Raw genomic sequence first — 21,739 nt, forward strand, 5'->3', positions numbered from 1 at the left:
TTAAACGCATTGATTGGGTATTATAATATAAAAATTGAGAATTACGCTTTAGCTTGGCTAGTAGTCAAGTCTTTAGTTATTAAGTCTTTATTGGGTAAAAACACTCTCATGCTAGTATTTTCACTCCGTTTAAGCCCCAATGATGCTTGGTGTTGAAATAGAATGATAGGGTTTGACTAATTCATACCTTCTAAGTCTTCTGATATTGACTAAAGCGGTATTGGCTGAAATGGCTTGTGTCATGCTGCTTGTGGGGCGTAAAGAAGTGAGCGTATTCACATGCCCTGCATTGCATCGTGGGTTTCTAACCCTCCCATCTTCTGGGTCATACCATGCCCCTTTTTGGATACTCAAAACCCCTTGACGGATATTCTTAGTTACAAACGCCCCTGCTAACAACCTCCCCCTAGCGTTAAACACTTCTACAATTTCACCATGCCTAATGCCTAATTTATTAGCGTCTAGTTCGTTGATCATTACAGGCTCTCTGCCTTGAATTTTATACACATTCCTAACCCAAGTGTTATCAAGCTGTGAATTGACACGATATTTGGGGTGCGGAGAGATTAAATGGAACGGATAAATCTCAGCCATTTTAGAGCCTAGCCACTCAGCTGGCTCAAACCAAGTGGGATGCCCTTTAAAATCAGCCAGTTTAAAATCCGCGCATTTTTGAGAAAAAATTTGAATTTTCCCGCTCTCTGTATCCAGCTTATTATTAATAGGGTCTTGCCTGAATTTCGCATGACGCACAAACTTTCTCGCATTTTCAGGGATTTCAAACTCCACAAAGCCATCCCTCCAAAACTGATCAAACGATTTCAAAGTAGGGCCATCGCTTTTTTCATAAAGACTCTTAATCCATTCCATGTAACTCTTAGATTCAGTGAATTTCTGCTCTGTTTCATTGCCCCCAATGCGTAAAGCAAGTTGCCTGAAAATCTCATAATCGTCTTTGGATTCATAAACAGGCTCTACCACCTTACGCATGGCATAAACCACATTCTTAGAATAACTCCCTCCAAAAGTAATATCATCTCTTTCCATAGTGCTAGTGGAAGCAAAGACAATATCAGCGAATTTCGCCGTAGGCGTCCACCAAGGCTCATGCACGATCACGCAATCTAAGGTCCTTAAAGCGCGAATCAGCTCGTTTGTATCAGCTTCATGCCCTAACAAATCCGCCCCACAATTATAAATCATTTTGATTTTAGGTAATTTGAGTTTTTTACCCATAAAATCAATTTCTTTATCCGGATTCAAAATCGCTTCAGAAATTCTAGATGCTGGAATAACGCTTTTTACAGAATTATGCCCTTGCGAAATCATAGGAACAATTCTTGCCCCCGAGCTCGCTTGAGCGTTCCCTCCATAATGCATAGAAAAGCCAAAGCCCCCACCCGATAAGCCCACTTGACCAATCATGCTGGCTAAAACAATTAACGCCCAATCCGGTTGCTCGCCATACTGAGCTCTTTGCATGGCCCAATTACCCGCTAAAAAAGTGCGTTTAGAGACAAATAAATCCACTAATTCTTTGATCTTTTCTGCGCTCACTCCAGTGATTTGAGACGCCCATTCCAAAGTTTTAGGCGCCTTATCGCTCTCTCCTAGCAAATAGGGTAAGAATTTATCAAAACCATCAGTGTATTTAGCGATAAACGCTTTATCGTATTGATTGCTTGTATAAAGATAATGCATCATGCCTAACATTAACGCTACATCAGTGTTAGGACGAATGGGTATCCATTCAGCATTAAAGGCTTGAGCGGTTTCGGTATAAATGGGATCGATACTGATGAATTTAATACCAGCTCTTTTATACTTAGGGTAGTAGCTGTCATTGACATGGTTTGGCACAAAATAATCAATGCGGTTGCACTTGAATAAATCCGCCCCCCACATGACATACACCTTACAATTTTTAATCATCTCTTCATGCGTGGTCTGTTGCGAATAAACTTCCATATCCCCTACAATCATGGGGTTTATTCTTGCGGCTGCACCATTACTATATTCCCCATCAGTGCCAATAGCCCCCCCTAAAGCCGTGTTAAAAAAACGCCATGCTAGATTATTACAACGATGCAAGCTGCCCGCATGCCCCCAACCACCATAGCTGGCATTATAGATGTTTTCTTTAGGGATTTCTTTAAGCTTTTTAGCCGCTAAATCCAACGCCACATCCCAACTCACGCGCACAAACTCTTCTCTCCCGCGCAATTCTTTGTGGTTTTTTTTGTTTTCTAAAAAGCTCTTACGCACGCAAGGATACTTCACCCTACTATCTGAATACACCCTATCTGCCATCGCTTTTAACATCATAGTGGGGTTATAATCGCTCTTTTGGGGGACAATATCTTTAATCACTCCATTTTGAACCTTTGCGATAAAGGGGCCAAAATGCGTTGCATGCGGAATGGATTCCACTTTTTCAAAAACACCAACAGCTTTTAAAACATTAGCGCTAGCGAACGCGATTGGGATTTTTGTTAGGATACTCCTGCGTGAAATGGACATGATTCTCCTTCAAGCTTGCATTCTGTTAAAACACCCCAAATTCTAACATGTATTCGCATAAAATTATCGCTAATAAAATCCCACTATTGAGATTAATTTGAAATTACTTTTTATTCACGCTGCTCATGTCAGCGACTTTCCCCCACATCAAGCGGTATTTCCTCTTCATGAATTCAATTTCTTCTCTGGCTTGATTGAGTTCATCGCGCAAAAGATCAATGGTTTTTTTATCTTCTTCATAGACTTCTTGCATAGAAATTAAAGCGTCTTTTAAAAACATGTTTTCATTTTTAAAGGCTGAAATCGTTTCGTCTTTAGCGCCAATGACTTTATCATGCAAGTTTAAAATCGTGTTAATGGTCTTTTCCACAAACACAGGCTCTAAAGAACGCCCGTTCATATCCATAGAAATCAAATTGTTTTCTACCTTTTTGATTAGAGCGTTCGTCCCGCTGCTCGCATCAATTAAAAGCTTGTTGTGGCTTATTTTGCTCTTGATTTTACCAAGATTCACTAATTCTAAAATCCTTTCTTTAGGAAGCCCTGAAAGGCGGCTAAATTCTTCTAATTCAAGCCATGCTAAAGCGCTCAAATCTTCTAAAACCACCGGCTCTTTAGACTCTTTTTCTTTATCCTCTACTTCTTGCTCATTTTGTTGTGTCGCTTGCGCTTTATTCAAATCTAAAATATCCAAATTTTTCCTTAAAAATAGTTTTAGCTTAACGCAATTTTTTAACCGCTTTTTTCAAGCTGTCTAGCAAATAATCAATATCGTTTATAGAATGCGTGAAGTGCAAGCTCACTCTAAGCCATCCGGGTTTAGCGTTAAAATCGCTTGACTTTTGAGCGTTAAGATTCAATAAATCATGCCCATAAGGCCCCGCGCAAGAGCAACCTGCCCGGGTCTCAATAGCGTATTCATAGCTTAAAACTCTCGCTAAATCATAGGGCGAAATCCCTCCAATATTAAAAGCCACTACCCCCACACGACTCGCCGTTAAATTCCCATAAATATTAATAGCGGGCAAGTCTTTTAAGCCATGCATAAGCACTCTTAAAAGGTTGTTTTCTTTCTTATGGATAAAATCCAAACCGCATTCATCTCTTAATTGATACGCTAGAGCACTCCTGTAAAATTGCAACAATCCTGGCGTACCAAATTCTTCCCTCAAAGGCAATTCATCAATAAATTCATGCCGTGTGCGGTTAGCGTATTTAATCACACCCCCTGCGCTAAAACTCGGGGCGATTTGCGTGTCAATCAAATCTTTAGCAATGCCTAAAAGACCGCACCCTCCAATACCCCCTAAAAGCTTATGAGGCGCATAAAAACCGGTTTGGTATTCGCAATCTTTAGGGTTAGCATGCGCGCTAAAATTCGCTAAATCCAAAGCTAAAATAGCCTTATATTTCTTACACAATGATGAAACTTCTTTTAAGGGCGTAAGAATTCCGGTCACATTAGAAGCCGCGCTCATAGAAACCAGGCTGTTAGGGGATTTTTTTAAAGTTTGCTCTAAAATTTCTAAATCCAATAAACCATGTTCATTTAAAGGGATACGCACCACTTCACACAAGCCTTCACGCCAGCTAACTTCATTAGAATGATGCTCATAAGGCCCTACAATCACACGCTTTAAAGCCATATCCTTCAAATACGGCTCTAAATTTTTCTTCGTTTTTGAAGGGATACACACCCCTAAAATTTCTTGAAATTTCTTAATCGCTGAGCTCGCCCCATACCCCGTGCTCAAGACACAATGATTAGCGCTCAAATTTAAAGAACGCTTTAACTTTTCTTGGCACTCTTTTAAAAGCATGCCCATTAAAATCGCATGTTTAGAAGCGATGGAATGAGCGTTTGCGTAATAAGGCAGTAAAGATTTCACGCGCTTTTCCACTAAAACACTCGCCAAACCTGAAGCCCCCCAGTCAAAATAAGACACCCCTTTTTTTAAAATAATGCTGGATTTAACCTGCTCTAAAACGCTCTCGTTAGGGTTGAGTAAGGGGGCAAAACTCCTGTTTAAAAACGCTTGCACGAACTACCACCAACGCTTTTAATGTTTGTCTCCGCTTAAAATATGAAAATGCAAATGCATCACCTCTTGCCCGGCGTTTTTACCCACATTCGTTAAAAGCTTGTATCCCTTCTCTTTGATGCCTAATTTTTCCACCACTTCAAAAATAAAACTTGTCATTTGCGCCATAAGCTCTGGGGTGATGCCGTTAAAATCCTGAATGCTTTGTTTAGGGATTACTAACGCATGCACTTTAGCTTTAGGGTTAATGTCATAAAAGGATAAAAAACGCTCGTTTTCTAAAATCTTAGAACAAGGGATTTCGCCTTGGATTATTTTTTCAAACACATTCATGCTTTTTTGCTCCCTTTTAAGGTTTTTCTTTTATTAAAGTTGTATTATAGCTTTTTAAAAATAAAATATAAGGATCGTTATTGCACACCTTGATAGAGCGATTAGAAAAGGTTACTAATAGCAAAGAGTTAGAAGAAGCACGCTTGAATGCTTTGGGTAAAAAAGGGGTTTTTGCGGATAAATTCAACCAGCTCAAAAATCTAAACGGCGAAGAAAAAAACGCCTTTGCTAAAGAAATCCACCATTATAAACAAGCGTTTGAAAAAGCCTTTGAATGGAAAAAAAAGGCTATTTTAGAGCTTGAATTAGAAGAACGCTTGAAAAAAGAAAAAATTGATGTGAGCTTGTTTAACGCTATTAAAACAAGCTCTTCTCACCCTTTAAATCACACTAAAAATAAAATCATTGAATTTTTTACCCCCTTAGGATACAAGCTTGAAATCGGCTCTTTGGTGGAAGATGATTTCCATAATTTCAGCGCTTTAAACTTGCCCCCTTACCATCCTGCAAGAGACATGCAAGACACTTTCTATTTTAAAGATCACAAGCTTTTAAGGACCCACACTTCGCCTGTGCAAATCCACACCATGCAAGAACAAACCCCACCCATTAAGATGATTTGTTTAGGCGAAACCTTTAGGCGCGATTATGACTTGACCCACACGCCCATGTTCCACCAAATTGAAGGGCTTGTCGTGGATCAAAAAGGGAATATCCGTTTCACGCACTTAAAGGGCGTGATCGAAGACTTTTTGCATTATTTCTTTGGCGGCGTGAAATTAAGATGGCGCTCTAGCTTTTTCCCTTTCACAGAGCCAAGCGCTGAAGTGGATATTAGCTGCGTGTTTTGCAAGCAGGAAGGCTGTAGGGTTTGCTCGCACACAGGCTGGCTAGAAGTGTTGGGCTGTGGCATGGTCAATAATGCGGTGTTTGAAGCCATAGGGTATGAGAATGTGAGTGGGTTTGCCTTTGGCATGGGGATTGAAAGATTAGCCATGCTGACTTGTCAGATCAATGATTTGCGCAGTTTTTTTGAAACTGATTTGAGGGTGTTGGAGAGCTTTTAATGAAACTGAGTGTCAATGATTTGAGCGTTTTTGTAGATGTGCCTAAAGATATAACCAAACTCTGTGAGGATTTGAGCCGCTTAGGCTTAGAAGTGGAAAGCTGTATCCCTTGTATCGCTCCTAAAAATGTGGTTGTGGGTAAGGTTTTAGAAAAAGCCCCCCATAAAAACGCCGAAAAACTCAGCGTGTGTCAAGTGGATATTGGCAAGGAAGTGTTGCCAATCGTGTGCGGGGCTAAAAATGTCGCGCCAAACCAATTTGCGCCAGTCGCCCTCAAAGGAGCGATCATAGGCTCAACCACAATCACTAAAACGGAGCTTAGGGGGGTTGAAAGCCATGGCATGATTTGCTCTAGCATTGAATTAGGCTTCCCTAAAATCAATGATGGCATCTTGGAATTAGATGAGAGCGTTGGGGAGTTGGTTTTAGGGAAGGAATTACATGAATACGCCCCTTTCAACACGCATGTTTTAGAAATTTCATTGACCCCCAATCGTGGGGATTGCTTGAGCGTTTTAGGTATTGCTAGAGAGATTAGTGCCTTTTATCACACGCCCCTAAAACCCATTAAGGCTCTAAATTTTACGCCAACAAGCGATTTGATCACGCTTAGTGCGGGTGAAAATATTGAATCGCATCTAGCTTATTATTTGATTTGCAACCATTCATTAAAAACCCCTTTAAATATCAAGCTTTCGCTCGCTCACAATAATGCCTTAAGTGAGAACGAACTGAACAATTTCATAGAATTTAGCGCGCATTTTAGTGGGGTAATATTGAACGCTTATGGCCTGAATACAACCCCTATTGATTTGATCATCAAAAACGATGAAAACAACCTTGAAAGCGTTTATATCAACCATCAAAAACGCTCCACTATCTCTATCAAGCATCAAGATCAAAAAGATTTGAGCGAGTGTTTGCTTTTAGAAGCAAGTTATACCGATCCTGTAAGCCTATCTTTAAAATTACACGCCCTAAAAGATAAAACGCTTCAAAAAAACAACGCCCTTGTTTATAGGAGTGCTAGGGGGAGTAACCCTAATTTATCAGACGGCTTGAATTTTTTAAGCGCTCATTTAAAAGCCACGATTTTAGAAAGCAAACAAACCAAGCATTCTTTAAAAGATCGCACCCTTAAATTCCAACTTGAAGACATCACCGAAATTTTGGGGCTTGTTATAGAAGCAGAAAAAATTCAAGGCATTTTAAAAAATTTAGGTTTTAAAGTTAGCATAAAAGTGTCAAACTCAAACCCCCAAATTTTAGAGGTTATCGTTCCCAATTTCAGGCATGACATTAAAACGATCCAAGATATTGCTGAAGAAATCTTGCGCTTTGTAGGGATTGATCATTTGATCTCAAAGCCCCTTAATTGCGTCAGTAGCAAAAATTCAAACCCCCATTATGACACGCACCGCTTTTTTGAAAACCTTAAACACAAGGCTCTCGCTTGCGGTTTTAAAGAAGTCATTCATTACGTGTTTTACTCTAAAGAAAAACAGCAAAAACTGGGCTTTGAAGTTTTAGAAGATCCCCTAGAATTGCAAAACCCTATCACAACGGAATTAAACACCCTAAGAACGAGTCTTGTTTGCGGGCTTTTAGACGCCAGTTTAAGGAATAAAAATTTAGGGTTTAAAAGCATAGCCCTTTATGAAAAAGGGAGCGTGTATAACTCTAAAAGAGAAGAGATCCAAAAACTAGGCTTTTTAATAAGTGGCTTACAAAAGAAAGAGAGCTACCCTTACGCTAAGGGCAAGGCTTGGGATTTTTATTCTTTCGCTGAATGCGTTTCAAGAATTATAGGGGATTTTAGCTTGGAAAAACTAACCACTCAAACCCCCATTAACCACCCCTACCAGAGCGCTAAAATCATTCAAAATCATGAAGTAATAGGCGTAATCGCTAAAATCCACCCTAAAGTGATCCAGGAATTAGATTTGTTTGAAAGCTATTACGCTGAGATAGACGCTTCTAAACTCAAACGCCCTGCCATGCTGTTAAAGCCCTTTAGCATTTACCCTAGCAGTGTGAGGGATTTGACTCTCATCATTGATGAAAATACCGCTTTTAGCAGGATTAAAAAAGCCCTAAAAGACGCTCAAATCCCTAATTTAAGCGAAATTCTACCCCTTGATATTTTTAAAGAAAGCGATAACACCATAGCCTTAAGCGTGCGTTGCGTGATCCATTCTTTAGAAAAAACACTGAATGATGAAGAGGTCAATTCAGCCGTGCAAAAAGCGCTTGAAATTTTAGAAAAAGAATTTAACGCCCGCCTTAAAGGATAAAGACAATAAAGGATAGTATGTGATAGAGCTTGACATTAACGCTAGCGATAAATCGCTCTCGCACAGAGCCGTTATTTTTAGCCTACTCGCTCAAAAGCCTTGTTTCGTGCGGAATTTTTTAATGGGAGAAGATTGTTTAAGCTCTTTAGAAATCGCTCAAAATTTAGGGGCTAAAGTGGAAAATATCGCCAAAAATTCTTTTAAAATCACACCCCCAACGGCTATAAAAGAGCCTAATAAGATTTTAAATTGCAACAATTCTGGCACCAGTATGCGTTTATACAGCGGGCTTTTAAGCGCTCAAAAAGGCCTTTTTGTTTTAAGCGGGGACAATTCCCTAAACTCACGCCCCATGAAAAGAATCATTGAACCTTTGAAAGCTTTTGGGGCAAAAATTTTAGGGAGAGAGGATAACCATTTCGCCCCTTTAGTGATCTTAGGGAGTCCCTTAAAAGCTTGCGATTATGAAAGCCCTATCGCTTCAGCTCAAGTCAAAAGCGCTTTTATTTTAAGCGCCTTGCAAGCTCAAGGTATAAGTGCCTATAAAGAAAGCGAGCTTAGCCGTAACCACACAGAAATCATGCTTAAAAGTTTGGGGGCTAACATTCAAAATCAAGACGGCGTTTTAAAAATTTCACCCCTAGAAAAACCCCTAGAAGCTTTTGACTTTACCATAGCCAATGATCCGTCTAGCGCGTTTTTTTTCGCCCTCGCTTGCGCGATTACGCCAAAAAGCCGCCTTCTTTTAAAAAATGTCTTGCTCAACCCCACTCGCATAGAAGCTTTTGAAGTTTTGAAAAAAATGGGCGCTTCCATAGAGTATGCGATTAAGTCCAAAGATTTAGAAATCATTGGCGATATTTATATAGAGCATGCCCCTTTAAAAGCGATCAATATTGATCAAAATATCGCCAGCCTTATTGATGAAATCCCCGCTTTAAGCATCGCTATGCTTTTTGCAAAAGGCAAAAGCATGGTTAAAAACGCTAAAGATTTACGAGCTAAAGAAAGCGATAGGATTAAAGCGGTTGTTTCTAATTTCAAAGCTTTAGGGATTGAGTGCGAAGAATTTGAAGACGGGTTTTATGTAGAGGGATTAGAAGATATAAACCCATTAAAACAGTGCTTTTCTAGGATTAAACCCCCTATTATCAAGAGTTTCAATGATCACAGGATTGCGATGAGTTTCGCTGTTTTAACTTTAGCGCTGCCTTTAGAAATTGATAATTTAGAATGCGCAAACATTTCTTTCCCGCAATTCAAACGCTTACTCAATCAATTCAAAAAAGGGAGTCTCAATGGAAATTAAAATGGCTAAGGATTATGGTTTTTGTTTTGGCGTCAAAAGAGCGATACAAATCGCTGAAAAAAATCAAAACAGCTTGATTTTTGGCTCGCTCATTCATAACGCTAAAGAAATCAATCGTTTGGAAAAAAACTTCAATGTGAAAATTGAAGAAGATCCTAAAAAAATCCCTAAAAATAAGAGCGTGATCATAAGAACCCATGGCATTCCTAAACAGGATTTAGAATATTTGAAAAATAAGGGGGTCAAAATCACTGATGCGACTTGCCCGTATGTGATCAAACCCCAGCAAATTGTGGAATCCATGAGTAAAGAAGGGTATCAAATCGTGCTTTTTGGGGATATTAACCACCCTGAAGTCAAGGGCGTGATCAGCTATGCCACTAACCAGGCTTTAGTCGTCAATTCGTTAGAAGAATTGCAAGAAAAAAAGCTCCAACGAAAAGTGGCTTTAGTCTCTCAAACCACCAAACAAACCCCCAAACTCTTACAAATCGCTTCTTATTTAGTGGAAAGATGCACTGAAGTGCGTATTTTTAACACGATTTGCAACGCTACTTCTTACAACCAAAAAGCCGCTTTGGATTTGAGTAAGGAAGTGGATATTATGATAGTCGTGGGCGGTAAAACTTCTTCAAACACCAAACAGCTCTTAAGCATCGCCAAACAGCATTGTGAAGACAGCTACTTGGTAGAAGATGAAAACGAATTAGAGTTAGCGTGGTTTAAGGATAAAAAATTGTGCGGGATTACCGCTGGGGCTTCCACGCCGGATTGGATTATAGAAAATGTCAAGCAAAAAATCAGCACGATTTAACACATTTTGAAAATTTTCTTTAAAAAAACCGCTAATTGTTAGTTTTTAAACGATTTTGTAAGCCAAAAAAGGATACAATGCCCCTAAGGATTTTATATTTATTTTATAGTAAGGCAGTCAATGAGCAAGATAGCAGATGATCAGAACTTTAATGACGAGGAGGAAAACTTCGCAAAACTCTTTAAAAAAGAATTAGAAAAAGAAGAAACCCTAGAAAAAGGCACTATCAAAGAAGGGCTAATCGTTTCCATCAATGAGAATGATGGTTATGCCATGGTGAGCGTGGGCGGTAAGACAGAAGGCCGTTTGGCTTTGAGCGAGATCACCGATGAAAAGGGGCAGTTGCTGTATCAAAAAAATGACCCCATTATCGTGCATGTGTCCGAAAAAGGTGAACACCCTAGCGTTTCCTACAAAAAGGCCATTTCCCAACAAAAGATTCAAGCTAAAATTGAAGAATTAGGCGAAAACTATGAAAACGCCATTATTGAAGGCAAGATTGTAGGCAAGAATAAAGGGGGTTATATCGTGGAGTCTCAAGGCGTGGAGTATTTTCTCTCCCGCTCGCACTCTTCTTTAAAGAATGACGCAAACCATATCGGCAAACGCATTAAAGCGTGCATCATTCGTGTGGATAAGGAAAACCATTCTATCAATATTTCTCGCAAACGATTCTTTGAAGTCAATGACAAACGGCAACTTGAGATTTCTAAAGAGCTGTTAGAAGCTACAGAGCCGGTGTTAGGGGTTGTACGCCAGATCACCCCTTTTGGTATTTTTGTAGAAGCTAAGGGGATTGAGGGTTTGGTCCATTATTCTGAAATCAGCCATAAAGGACCAGTCAATCCTGAAAAATACTACAAAGAGGGCGATGAAGTCTATGTCAAAGCTATCGCTTATGATGCAGAAAAAAGACGCCTTTCGCTCTCCATAAAAGCGACTATAGAAGACCCATGGGAAGAGATCCAAGACAAGCTAAAACCCGGATACGCCATTAAGGTGGTGGTGAGCAACATTGAACATTACGGGGTGTTTGTGGATATTGGTAATGATATTGAAGGCTTTTTGCATGTTTCTGAAATCTCTTGGGATAAAAATGTCAGCCACCCTAGCCATTACTTGAGCGTGGGGCAAGAGATTGATGTGAAGATCATTGATATTGATCCAAAAAATCGCCGCTTAAGGGTTTCTTTAAAGCAACTCACTAACAGGCCTTTTGATGTTTTTGAATCCAAACACCAAGTGGGGGATGTTTTAGAAGGCAAAGTAGCGACTTTAACGGATTTTGGGGCGTTTTTGAATCTGGGTGGGGTGGATGGTTTGCTCCACAATCACGACGCTTTTTGGGATAAAGATAAAAAATGCAAAGACCACTATAAAATTGGCGATGCGATCAAAGTCAAAATCCTTAAAATCAACAAAAAAGATAAAAAGATTTCTTTGAGCGCGAAGCACTTGGTGACTTCCCTTACAGAAGAATTCGCTCAAAAGCATAAAACAGATAGCGTGATTCAAGGCAAAGTGGTGAGTATTAAGGATTTTGGCGTTTTCATTCATGCTGATGGCATTGATGTGCTGATTAAAAACGAAGATTTAAGCCCCTTGAAAAAAGATGAAATCAAAATGGGGCAGGAAATCACTTGCGTGGTGGTTGCGATTGAAAAATCTAACAACAAGGTACGTGCTTCTGTGCATAGGTTAGAGCGCAAAAAAGAAAAAGAAGAATTGCAAGCTTTTAACACGAGCGATGATAAAATGACTTTAGGGGATATTCTTAAAGAAAAACTCTAAAGAGTGATTTTAAAAGCATGAGAATGGCATGAGATTTAAGGGTGTTGTTGCTTTTATTTCCCTAGCTGTCGCTCTTGGCGTTTTAGCCTATTTGTTTTTAAGCGTTAAAAAAGAAATGCCCGCTACTTCTCATGCGATCTTTCAAACAAATGAAGGCCTCTCTCAAACAGACGCAAAAAACCATGACATCAGCCTAGAAGAAAATAGCCCTGATGAAACCTCTCACAATGAAAAAGCCCCTCATAACGAAGAAGATCGCAATAACGCCCTTTCTCAAAACCTTGATGCGCAAGAATCTATCAATTACCCTGTTATAGAGCATCATTTTGAAATCCCTTTTGAAGAAAAAAAAAGGGAGTATTCAAAGCTTATCATTAAGGATTTAAAGGACTATCAATGGTGGTGTTTAAAAGAAATCCTCAAAAAAGAACAAATTGATTACGCTTACGATAGCACCAAAAACCAACCTAACCTCATCATCTATTTAGATAAAAACAAAAAAGAACGCTTTTTAGCTGATTTAGACTATTATAAAATACGCTATCATGCTGTTTTTTAAATTCAAAGGATAAAAATGTATCAAGTAGCCATTTGCGACCCCATCCATGCTAAAGGCATTCAAATCTTAGAAGCCCAAAAAGACATTGTCTTGCATGATTATTCCAAATGCCCCAAAAAGGAGCTTTTAGAGAAACTCATCCCTATGGATGCGCTCATCACTCGCAGCATGACCCCTATCACAAGCGATTTTTTAAAGCCCTTAACCCACCTAAAATCCATTGTGAGAGCGGGCGTGGGAGTGGATAATATTGATTTAGAAAGCTGCTCTCAAAAAGGGATTGTGGTGATGAATATCCCTACCGCTAACACGATTGCCGCTGTGGAATTGACCATGGCGCATTTGATCAATGCAGTGCGCTCGTTCCCTTGCGCGAACGATCAAATCAAACACCAACGGCTATGGAAAAGAGAAGACTGGTATGGCACGGAATTGAAAAATAAAAAGCTGGGCATTATCGGTTTTGGGAATATTGGCTCTAGGGTGGGCATTAGGGCAAAAGCCTTTGAAATGGAAGTTTTAGCCTATGATCCTTATATCCCTTCTTCAAAAGCCACTGATTTAGGGGTCATTTACACGAAAAATTTTGAAGACATTTTGCAATGCGACATGATCACTATCCACACCCCTAAAAATAAAGAAACCATTAACATGATAGGCGCTAAAGAGATTGAACGCATGAAAAAAGGGGTTATTTTGATCAATTGCGCTAGGGGTGGGCTTTATAATGAAGACGCCCTTTATGAAGCTTTAGAAACCAAAAAAGTGCGTTGGCTTGGCATTGATGTCTTTTCTAAAGAGCCTGGCATTCATAACAAACTTTTAGACTTGCCTAATGTGTATGCGACCCCCCATATTGGCGCGAACACTTTAGAGTCCCAAGAAGAAATTTCCAAACAAGCCGCTCAAGGGGTTATGGAATCTTTAAGGGGTTCAAGCCACCCGCATGCTCTAAATCTACCCATGCAAGCTTTTGATGCAAGCGCTAAAGCCTACTTGAATTTAGCACAAAAACTGGGTTATTTTTCCAGTCAAATCCATAAGGGCGTGTGCCAAAAGATTGAGCTCAGTCTTTGTGGGGAGATTAACCAATTCAAAGACGCCCTTGTCGCTTTTACGTTAGTAGGGGTGTTAAAACCTGTTGTAGGGGATAAAATCAATTACATTAACGCCCCCTTTGTGGCCAAAGAAAGAGGCATTGAGATTAAAGTTAGCCTTAAAGAAAGCGCTTCGCCCTATAAAAACATGCTCTCTTTAACCCTAAATGCGGCTAATGGTGCAATCAGTGTGAGCGGCACGGTGTTTGAAGAAGATATTTTAAAACTCACTGAGATCGATGGGTTCCATATTGATATAGAGCCAAAAGGTAAAATGCTTCTATTTAGGAATACAGATATTCCAGGCGTTATTGGGAGCGTGGGGAATGCGTTCGCTAGGCATGGCATTAACATCGCTGATTTTCGTTTGGGGCGCAACACGCAAAAAGAAGCCCTAGCGCTCATCATTGTAGATGAAGAAGTTTCTTTGGAAGTTTTAGAAGAGCTTAAAAACATTCCTGCATGCTTAAGCGTTCATTATGTGGTTATTTAAGGTGATTGGATGCGAGATTTTTTAAAGCTTTTAAAAAAGCATGATGAATTAAAAATCATTGACACCCCCCTTGAAGTGGATTTAGAAATCGCTCATCTGGCGTATATAGAAGCGAAAAAACCTAATGGGGGCAAAGCCCTTTTATTCACGCAACCCATAAGAAAAGAGCATGACCAAATCAAAACCTTTGGCATGCCAGTTTTAATGAACGCTTTTGGCTCTTTCAAACGCTTAGATCTTTTGTTAAAAACCCCCATAGAAAGCCTGCAACAACGCATGCAAGCGTTCTTGCGCTTTGACGCCCCTAAAAACTTCACTGAGAGTTTGAAAGTTTTAAAGGATTTATGGGATTTAAGACATGTTTTCCCTAAAAAAACCGCGTGCCCTAAAGATCTCATCACCAAGCAAGATAAAGAAGTCAATTTGTGGGATCTGCCCGTTTTAAAAACTTGGGAAAAAGATGGCGGGGCTTTCATCACTATGGGGCAAGTCTATACCCAAAGCCTGGATCATAAAAAAAAGAATTTAGGCATGTATCGTTTGCAAGTTTATGATAAAAACCATTTAGGCTTGCACTGGCAAATCCATAAAGACTCCCAACTCTTTTTCCACGAATACGCTAAGGCTAAAGTCAAAATGCCTGTCAGTATCGCTATTGGTGGGGATTTGCTCTACACATGGTGCGCGACAGCCCCCTTACCTTATGGGATTTATGAACTCATGCTCTATGGGTTTATTAGGGAGAAAAAAGCGCGCGTGATGCCATGCTTGAGCAATCCTTTGAGCGTGCCAAGCGATTGCGATATTGTGATAGAAGGGTTTGTGGATTGCGAGAAATTAGAGCTTGAAGGGCCTTTTGGGGATCACACTGGCTATTATACCCCCATTGAGCCTTACCCTGTTTTAGAAGTCAAAACCATTAGCTATAAAAAAGATTCCATTTACTTAGCCACTGTGGTGGGTAAGCCTCCTTTAGAAGACAAATACATGGGGTATTTGACTGAACGCTTGTTCTTGCCCTTGTTTCAAACGCATGCCCCCAATCTCATAGATTATTGCATGCCAGAAAATGGGGTGTTTCATAATTTGATTTTAGCCAAAATACACACGCGCTATAACGCTCATGCCAAGCAAGTCATGCATGCTTTTTGGGGCGTGGGGCAGATGAGTTTTGTCAAGCATGCGATTTTTGTCAATGAAGACGCCCCTAATCTAAGGGACACCAACGCTATCATTGAGTATATATTGGAAAATTTTTCTAAAGAAAAAATTCTTATCTCTCAAGGCGTATGCGACGCCTTAGATCATGCAAGCCCTGAATACGCTATGGGAGGGAAACTCGGTATTGATGCGACCTCTAAAAGCAATACCCCCTACCCTACGCTTTTAAACGATAACGCCCTACTAGCGCTTTTACAAGATAAAATGCAAAATATCGTTCTTTTGAAGCAATATTACCCACACACCCGTAACCCCATTTGCGTCATTAGCGTGGAAAAGAAGGACAAAAGCGTCATTGAACTGGCTAAAAACTTGCTCGGTTTTGAAGAGCATTTGCGCATTGTCATCTTTGTAGAGCATACCAGCAACGATTTGAACAACCCTTACATGCTGTTATGGCGCATCGTTAATAATATTGATGCGCAGCGCGATATCCTCACCTCTAAACATTGTTTTTTTATAGACGCTACCAATAAGGGCGTTATGGATAAACATTTTAGAGAATGGCCCACCGAAACCAATTGCTCCATGGAAGTCATAGAAAATTTGAAAAAGAAAGGGCTTTTAAAAGATTTTGAAACTTTAAATCAAAAATTCCATCTCACGCATTCTTTCAGCACGCACAAAGAAGATCTATAAAGAATAGCCATAAAGAAGAATTATGTTAGATTATCGCCAAAGGATTGATACTCTCATCACCAAAATAGAAAAGGCTCGCACCGCCTATTCAAGGCATCATATTGTCAAAATCGTGGCTGTTTCAAAAAACGCTTCCCCAGAAGCTATCCAACATTACTACAACTGCTCTCAAAGGGCTTTTGGAGAAAATAAAGTTCAAGATTTAAAAACTAAAATGCATTCTTTAGAGCATTTGCCCCTTGAATGGCACATGATAGGCTCTTTACAAGAAAATAAAATCAATGCGCTTTTGAGTTTAAAACCCGCCCTTTTGCATTCTTTAGACTCTTTAAAACTCGCTTTGAAGATAGAAAAGCGTTGCGAAACACTAGGCGTAACTTTAAACGCCCTTTTACAGGTTAATAGCGCGTATGAGAAAAGTAAAAGCGGGGTGGTGCCTGAAGAAGCGCTAGAAATTTATTCTCAAATCAGTGAAACTTGCAAGCGCCTCAAGCTTAAGGGGCTGATGTGTATAGGGGCTCATGCTGATGATGAAACAAAAATTGAAAGATCCTTTATCACCACCAAAAAGCTTTTTGACCAAATAAAGAACGCGAGCGTTCTTTCAATGGGCATGAGTGATGATTTTGAACTAGCGATTGCTTGCGGGGCGAATCTTTTAAGGATTGGCTCTTTTTTGTTCAAAGAGTGAGATGTTAGAAACTTTCGCGCTTAAAAATGGGGCTGTTTTTATCTCTGATGTGCATTTTTTGCCCAAAAGCCCTCATTTAATCCATACGCTTAAAGAACTTTTACGCGCCAAACCCCCGCAAGTCTTTTTCATGGGCGATATTTTCCATGTTCTTGTGGGCTACTTGCCCCTAGATAAAGAGCAACAAAAAATCATTGGTTTGATCAATGCGTTGAGCGAAATTTCACAAGTCTTTTACTTTGAAGGCAACCATGATTTTTCCATGCGTTTGGTGTTGAGTTCTAAAGTGGTTGTTTTTGAGCGCCAAAACCAGCCCGTATTATTCCAATATGATAACAAACGCTTTTTGCTAGCCCATGGGGATTTATTCATCACTAAAGCGTATGAATTTTACATCACGCAGCTCACTTCCACTTGGGCGAGATTTTTTCTAACTTTTTTAAATTTTGCGAGCTTTAAAACCTTATACCCTTTTTTGAAAAAACGCATTTATCAAAAACCTGTCCGCCTTTGGGAATTAGAGCCAAAAGAATTAAAAGCCTTTATTGAAAAGCGCCTAAAAGTCTATCAAAATTATATTAAAGATCTTAACCTTGATAGCATTGACGGCATTATAGAGGGGCATTTTCACCTCAAAAGCAGTGCAAAAATCCCCTTGAATGCGCCGATTTACTGCCCACTGCCTTCCTTTTATTACGAACAAAGCCTTTTTAAGGTATCATCAAGCGTTTTAGAACCATCTCAAAATAAGGACGCCTAAATCATGGCAGAAAAAACAGCTAACGATTTAAAACTAAGTGAGATAGAACTCGTGGATTTTCGTATTTATGGCATGCAAGAGGGCGTCCCTTATGAGGGGATTTATGGCATCAATGTGGCTAAAGTCCAAGAAATCATCCCCATGCCCACCCTTTTTGAATACCCCACGAATTTGGATTACATTATCGGCGTGTTTGATTTGCGCTCCACGATCATCCCGCTTATAGACTTGGCCAAATGGATAGGGATTGTCCCAGATAAAAGCAAGGAAAACGAAAAAATCGTCATTATCACTGAATTTAACAACGTTAAAATGGGCTTTTTAGTCCATTCCGCTAGGCGTATCAGGCGCATTAGTTGGAAAGATGTGGAGCCTGCATCCTTTAGTGCCTCTAATAGCATCAACAGAGAAAATATCACCGGCACCACGCGCATTGAAAACGATCAAACCCTGCTCATTTTGGATTTAGAAAGCATTTTAGACGATTTAAAACTTAATGAAGACGCTAAAAACACCAAAGACACCCCTAAAGAGCGTTTTGAAGGCGAAGTGTTGTTTTTAGACGATAGCAGAACGGCGAGAAAAACCTTAAAAAACCATTTGAGTAAATTGGGTTTTAGCATCACGGAAGCTGTGGATGGGGAAGACGGGTTGAACAAATTAGAAATGCTATTCAAAAAATACGGGGACGATTTGAGAAAGCATTTGAAATTCATTATTTCAGATGTTGAAATGCCTAAAATGGATGGCTATCATTTCTTATTCAAGCTCCAAAAAGATCCTAGGTTTGCTTATATTCCTGTGATTTTTAATTCTTCTATTTGCGATAATTACAGCGCTGAAAGGGCTAAAGAAATGGGGGCTGTGGCGTATTTAGTCAAGTTTGACGCAGAAAAATTCACCGAAGAAATTTCTAAGATTTTAGACAAGAATGCGTAATTTTTATTGATAAAATTGTAAAATACTCTTATCTCAAACGCTAAAAGGGGTTTTAAATGGATGATTTGCAAGAAATAATGGAAGACTTCTTGATTGAAGCCTTTGAAATGAATGAGCAATTGGATCAGGATTTGGTGGAATTAGAGCATAACCCTGAGGATTTGGACTTGCTCAATCGCATTTTTAGAGTCGCCCACACCATTAAAGGCTCTAGCTCGTTTTTGAATCTTAATATCCTCACGCACCTCACGCACAACATGGAAGATGTCTTAAATCGCGCTAGAAAGGGCGAAATCAAGATCACGCCTGATATTATGGATGTCGTGTTGCGCTCCATTGATTTGATGAAAACCTTACTCGTAACGATTAGAGATACCGGCTCTGATACTAATAACGGCAAGGAAAACGAGATTGAAGAAGCGGTCAAACAGCTCCAAGCCATTACGAGCCAAAATTTAGAGGGCGCTAAAGAAACTTCAGGGACTAAAGAAACCCCAAAAGAAGAAACGAAAGAAGAAATTAAAGAAAAAGCGAAAGAAGAAATTAAAGAAAACAAGGCAAAAGCCCCTATTACAGAAAATCCCGCTAGCGATAACCCGCTAGCCGATGAGCCGGATTTGGATTATTCCAACATGAGCGCTGAAGAAGTGGAAGCGGAAATTGAGCGGCTGCTGAACAAACGCCAAGAAGCCGATAAAGAACGAAGGGCTCAAAAAAAGCAAGAAGATCAAGCCAAGCCTAAACAAGAAGTCGCCCCAGCAAAAGAAACTCCCAAAACAGAAACCCCCAAAGCCCCTAAAACCGAAACTAAAGCTAAAGCCAAAGCGGATAGCGAAGAAAATAAAGCCCCCTCTATTGGCGTGGAGCAAACCGTTAGGGTGGATGTGCGCCGATTAGACCATTTGATGAATTTAATCGGCGAGCTTGTGTTAGGGAAGAATCGCTTGATTAGAATCTATAGCGATGTGGAAGAACGCTATGATGGGGAAAAGTTTTTAGAGGAATTAAACCAGGTGGTCTCTTCTATTTCAGCGGTAACGACAGACTTGCAGCTTGCGGTGATGAAAACACGGATGCAACCAGTGGGCAAGGTGTTCAATAAATTCCCTCGCATGGTAAGGGATTTGAGCCGGGAATTAGGCAAAAGCATTGAATTAATCATTGAGGGCGAAGAAACCGAGCTTGATAAATCCATTGTAGAAGAGATTGGCGATCCGCTCATCCACATTATCCGCAACTCATGCGATCATGGGATTGAGCCTTTAGAAGAAAGACGAAGGCTTAACAAGCCTGAAACCGGTAAGGTGCAATTGAGCGCGTATAATGAGGGCAATCACATTGTGATCAAAATCTCTGATGATGGCAAGGGATTAGACCCTGTGATGCTTAAAGAAAAAGCGGTTGAAAAAGGGGTGATTAGCGAAAGAGACGCTGAAGGCATGAGCGATAGGGAAGCGTTTAACCTCATTTTCAAGCCGGGCTTTTCTACCGCAAAAGTCGTTTCCAATGTTTCAGGCAGGGGTGTTGGCATGGATGTGGTGAAAACCAATATTGAAAAGCTTAATGGGATCATTGAAATCGATTCAGAAGTGGGGGTAGGCACGACTCAAAAGCTTAAAATCCCTCTCACTTTGGCTATCATTCAAGCTTTACTCGTGGGCGTTCAAGAAGAATACTACGCTATCCCGCTTTCTTCAGTTTTAGAAACCGTGCGCATCAGCCAAGATGAAATCTATACCGTTGATGGCAAGAGCGTGTTGCGCTTGAGAGATGAGGTGCTTTCTTTGGTGCGCCTTTCTGATATTTTTAAAGTGGATGCTATTTTGGAATCCAACTCAGATGTGTATGTGGTCATCATTGGCTTGGCTGATCAAAAAATTGGCGTGATCGTGGATTATTTGATCGGTCAAGAAGAAGTGGTCATCAAATCTTTAGGTTACTATCTTAAAAACACTAGAGGCATTGCTGGCGCTACGGTGAGAGGCGATGGGAAAATCACTCTTATTGTAGATGTGGGAGCGATGATGGATATGGCAAAAAGCATCAAGGTCAATATCACTACCTTGATGAACGAATCCGAAAACACCAAGAGCAAAAATTCTCCTAGCGATTACATTGTCTTAGCGATTGATGACAGCAGCACGGACAGAGCGATTATCCGCAAATGTTTGAAACCATTAGGCATCACGCTTTTAGAAGCCACTAACGGGTTAGAGGGCTTAGAAATGCTTAAAAATGGCGATAAGATTCCGGACGCTATTTTAGTGGATATTGAAATGCCTAAAATGGACGGCTACACTTTTGCTTCTGAGGTGCGTAAATACAATAAATTCAAAAACCTGCCTTTGATCGCCGTTACCAGTCGGGTAACTAAAACCGATAGGATGCGTGGCGTTGAATCCGGCATGACTGAATACATCACCAAACCTTATAGCGGTGAGTATTTAACCACCGTAGTGAAGCGCAGCATTAAATTAGAAGGAGACCAATCGTGAGCAATCAATTAAAAGATTTATTTGAAAGACAAAAAGAAGCTAATGCAAGCTCTAAACAAGAAGACAATGAAGAAATTTTGCAATTCATCGGCTTTATTATCGGCGATGAAGAATACGCCATTCCCATTTTGAATATTTTAGAGATCGTCAAACCCATTGGTTACACGCGAGTCCCTGAAACCCCAAACTATGTGCTTGGCGTGTTCAATTTAAGGGGTAATGTCTTCCCGTTGATTAGCCTGCGTTTAAAGTTTGGCTTGAAGGCTGAAAAACAAAACAAAGACACTCGTTATTTGGTGGTGCGCCATAACGATCAGATCGCTGGGTTTTTCATTGATCGCTTAACTGAAGCCATTCGCATCAAGCAAACGGATATTGACCCAGTGCCAGAGACTTTGAGCGATAACAATAATTTAACTTATGGCATTGGGAAACAAAACGACAGACTCGTAACCATTTTAAGAGTGGAAGAAATCTTAAAAAAAGACTTCTAAAAACCTTTTCTATCAAACCCTTATGGGTTTTGTGAAAGATTTATCCCGTTAAAAAGCTTGATTTTAATCAAGCGGTAATGTTTGATTGACAACAGAGTCTTTTTTAATCTTTTCTTTTAAAAATAGCGTGAAAATTTTTTAAGCGGATTAAAAAGAACCTCTCATTTTTTAGTTTTTATCA

The 21,739-nt window shown here is 40.0% G+C and carries 17 protein-coding genes; 13 read left to right on the forward strand and 4 right to left on the reverse strand.

Features of this window, described 5'->3' with window-relative positions:
* Window positions 1-129 precede the first annotated feature (129 nt).
* The 4 genes from H7N67_RS04260 to H7N67_RS04275 form a co-directional block, all read right to left on the reverse strand.
* Window positions 130-2,520 carry a molybdopterin guanine dinucleotide-containing S/N-oxide reductase gene (locus tag H7N67_RS04260; RefSeq protein ID WP_187939166.1) on the reverse strand — a complete coding sequence of 797 codons (2,391 nt, stop codon included), beginning with the start codon at window positions 2,518-2,520 and terminating at the stop codon, window positions 130-132.
* Between the two features lie 103 nt (window positions 2,521-2,623).
* Complete coding sequence (locus tag H7N67_RS04265) at window positions 2,624-3,214, reverse strand: DUF3972 domain-containing protein (protein ID WP_000352034.1); 591 nt, start codon at window positions 3,212-3,214, stop codon at window positions 2,624-2,626.
* Between the two features lie 25 nt (window positions 3,215-3,239).
* Window positions 3,240-4,562, reverse strand: coding sequence for an aminotransferase class V-fold PLP-dependent enzyme (locus H7N67_RS04270; RefSeq protein WP_187939167.1), 1,323 nt, complete (start codon window positions 4,560-4,562; stop codon window positions 3,240-3,242).
* A gap of 18 nt (window positions 4,563-4,580) precedes the next feature.
* Window positions 4,581-4,895 carry a histidine triad nucleotide-binding protein gene (locus tag H7N67_RS04275; RefSeq protein WP_001100349.1) on the reverse strand — a complete coding sequence of 105 codons (315 nt, stop codon included), beginning with the start codon at window positions 4,893-4,895 and terminating at the stop codon, window positions 4,581-4,583.
* An 80-nt stretch (window positions 4,896-4,975) separates the two neighbouring features.
* Between H7N67_RS04275 and pheS the strand changes: the two genes are divergently transcribed.
* The 13 genes from pheS (at window position 4,976) to cheW (ending at window position 21,558) form a co-directional block, all read left to right on the forward strand.
* The gene (gene pheS, locus H7N67_RS04280) at window positions 4,976-5,962 is read left to right on the forward strand and encodes a phenylalanine--tRNA ligase subunit alpha (protein WP_029647475.1); all 987 of its coding nucleotides are present in this window, start codon (window positions 4,976-4,978) and stop codon (window positions 5,960-5,962) included.
* Entirely contained in the window at window positions 5,962-8,256 is a 2,295-nt protein-coding gene (gene pheT, locus H7N67_RS04285) for a phenylalanine--tRNA ligase subunit beta (protein ID WP_187939168.1), read from the forward strand. Before pheS ends, pheT begins: the two co-directional genes overlap by 1 nt.
* Window positions 8,257-8,275: 19 nt before the next feature.
* The gene (gene aroA, locus H7N67_RS04290; RefSeq protein ID WP_187939169.1) at window positions 8,276-9,565 is read left to right on the forward strand and encodes a 3-phosphoshikimate 1-carboxyvinyltransferase; all 1,290 of its coding nucleotides are present in this window, start codon (window positions 8,276-8,278) and stop codon (window positions 9,563-9,565) included.
* Window positions 9,555-10,379, forward strand: a complete 825-nt coding sequence (locus H7N67_RS04295; protein ID WP_000403570.1) for a 4-hydroxy-3-methylbut-2-enyl diphosphate reductase — start codon at window positions 9,555-9,557, stop codon at window positions 10,377-10,379. Before aroA ends, H7N67_RS04295 begins: the two co-directional genes overlap by 11 nt.
* Window positions 10,380-10,499: 120 nt before the next feature.
* The gene (locus tag H7N67_RS04300; RefSeq protein WP_187939170.1) at window positions 10,500-12,170 is read left to right on the forward strand and encodes a 30S ribosomal protein S1; all 1,671 of its coding nucleotides are present in this window, start codon (window positions 10,500-10,502) and stop codon (window positions 12,168-12,170) included.
* Between the two features lie 28 nt (window positions 12,171-12,198).
* A complete protein-coding gene (locus H7N67_RS04305; protein WP_187939171.1) occupies window positions 12,199-12,729 on the forward strand; it encodes a hypothetical protein in 531 nt (176 codons plus the stop codon).
* Window positions 12,730-12,744: 15 nt separating this feature from the next.
* Window positions 12,745-14,319: a phosphoglycerate dehydrogenase gene (gene serA, locus H7N67_RS04310; protein WP_000285056.1), complete on the forward strand. Its 1,575-nt coding sequence runs from the start codon at window positions 12,745-12,747 to the stop codon at window positions 14,317-14,319.
* Window positions 14,320-14,328: 9 nt separating this feature from the next.
* Window positions 14,329-16,179 (forward strand): menaquinone biosynthesis decarboxylase, encoded by a 1,851-nt coding sequence (locus H7N67_RS04315; RefSeq protein ID WP_187939172.1) that lies wholly within the window; start codon window positions 14,329-14,331, stop codon window positions 16,177-16,179.
* Between the two features lie 22 nt (window positions 16,180-16,201).
* Entirely contained in the window at window positions 16,202-16,870 is a 669-nt protein-coding gene (locus H7N67_RS04320) for a YggS family pyridoxal phosphate-dependent enzyme (RefSeq protein ID WP_001936871.1), read from the forward strand.
* Between the two features lies 1 nt (window position 16,871).
* Window positions 16,872-17,630, forward strand: coding sequence for a UDP-2,3-diacylglucosamine diphosphatase (locus H7N67_RS04325; protein ID WP_187939173.1), 759 nt, complete (start codon window positions 16,872-16,874; stop codon window positions 17,628-17,630).
* Between the two features lie 3 nt (window positions 17,631-17,633).
* On the forward strand, window positions 17,634-18,569 hold the full coding sequence (cheV3, locus tag H7N67_RS04330; protein WP_187939174.1) for a chemotaxis protein CheV3: 936 nt from the start codon (window positions 17,634-17,636) through the stop codon (window positions 18,567-18,569).
* Between the two features lie 56 nt (window positions 18,570-18,625).
* The gene (cheAY2, locus tag H7N67_RS04335; RefSeq protein WP_187939175.1) at window positions 18,626-21,064 is read left to right on the forward strand and encodes a chemotaxis histidine kinase/response regulator CheAY2; all 2,439 of its coding nucleotides are present in this window, start codon (window positions 18,626-18,628) and stop codon (window positions 21,062-21,064) included.
* Window positions 21,061-21,558, forward strand: a complete 498-nt coding sequence (gene cheW, locus H7N67_RS04340; RefSeq protein WP_000070762.1) for a chemotaxis protein CheW — start codon at window positions 21,061-21,063, stop codon at window positions 21,556-21,558. The genes cheAY2 and cheW overlap by 4 nt, the downstream gene beginning before the upstream one ends.
* Window positions 21,559-21,739 lie beyond the last annotated feature (181 nt).

Source organism: Helicobacter pylori (assembly GCF_014498195.1).
Classification (GTDB): domain Bacteria; phylum Campylobacterota; class Campylobacteria; order Campylobacterales; family Helicobacteraceae; genus Helicobacter; species Helicobacter pylori_DO.

Coding starts and splice junctions, on each gene's coding strand:
- H7N67_RS04295 (WP_000403570.1), top strand. CDS start 9,555: ATGGAAATTAAAATGGCTAAGGATTATGGTTTTTGTTTTGGCGTCAAA.
- H7N67_RS04275 (WP_001100349.1), bottom strand. CDS start 4,895: ATGAATGTGTTTGAAAAAATAATCCAAGGCGAAATCCCTTGTTCTAAG.
- serA (WP_000285056.1), top strand. CDS start 12,745: ATGTATCAAGTAGCCATTTGCGACCCCATCCATGCTAAAGGCATTCAA.
- H7N67_RS04325 (WP_187939173.1), top strand. CDS start 16,872: ATGTTAGAAACTTTCGCGCTTAAAAATGGGGCTGTTTTTATCTCTGAT.
- pheT (WP_187939168.1), top strand. CDS start 5,962: ATGAAACTGAGTGTCAATGATTTGAGCGTTTTTGTAGATGTGCCTAAA.
- H7N67_RS04260 (WP_187939166.1), bottom strand. CDS start 2,520: ATGTCCATTTCACGCAGGAGTATCCTAACAAAAATCCCAATCGCGTTC.
- cheAY2 (WP_187939175.1), top strand. CDS start 18,626: ATGGATGATTTGCAAGAAATAATGGAAGACTTCTTGATTGAAGCCTTT.
- cheV3 (WP_187939174.1), top strand. CDS start 17,634: ATGGCAGAAAAAACAGCTAACGATTTAAAACTAAGTGAGATAGAACTC.
- H7N67_RS04315 (WP_187939172.1), top strand. CDS start 14,329: ATGCGAGATTTTTTAAAGCTTTTAAAAAAGCATGATGAATTAAAAATC.
- H7N67_RS04320 (WP_001936871.1), top strand. CDS start 16,202: ATGTTAGATTATCGCCAAAGGATTGATACTCTCATCACCAAAATAGAA.
- H7N67_RS04305 (WP_187939171.1), top strand. CDS start 12,199: ATGAGATTTAAGGGTGTTGTTGCTTTTATTTCCCTAGCTGTCGCTCTT.
- H7N67_RS04300 (WP_187939170.1), top strand. CDS start 10,500: ATGAGCAAGATAGCAGATGATCAGAACTTTAATGACGAGGAGGAAAAC.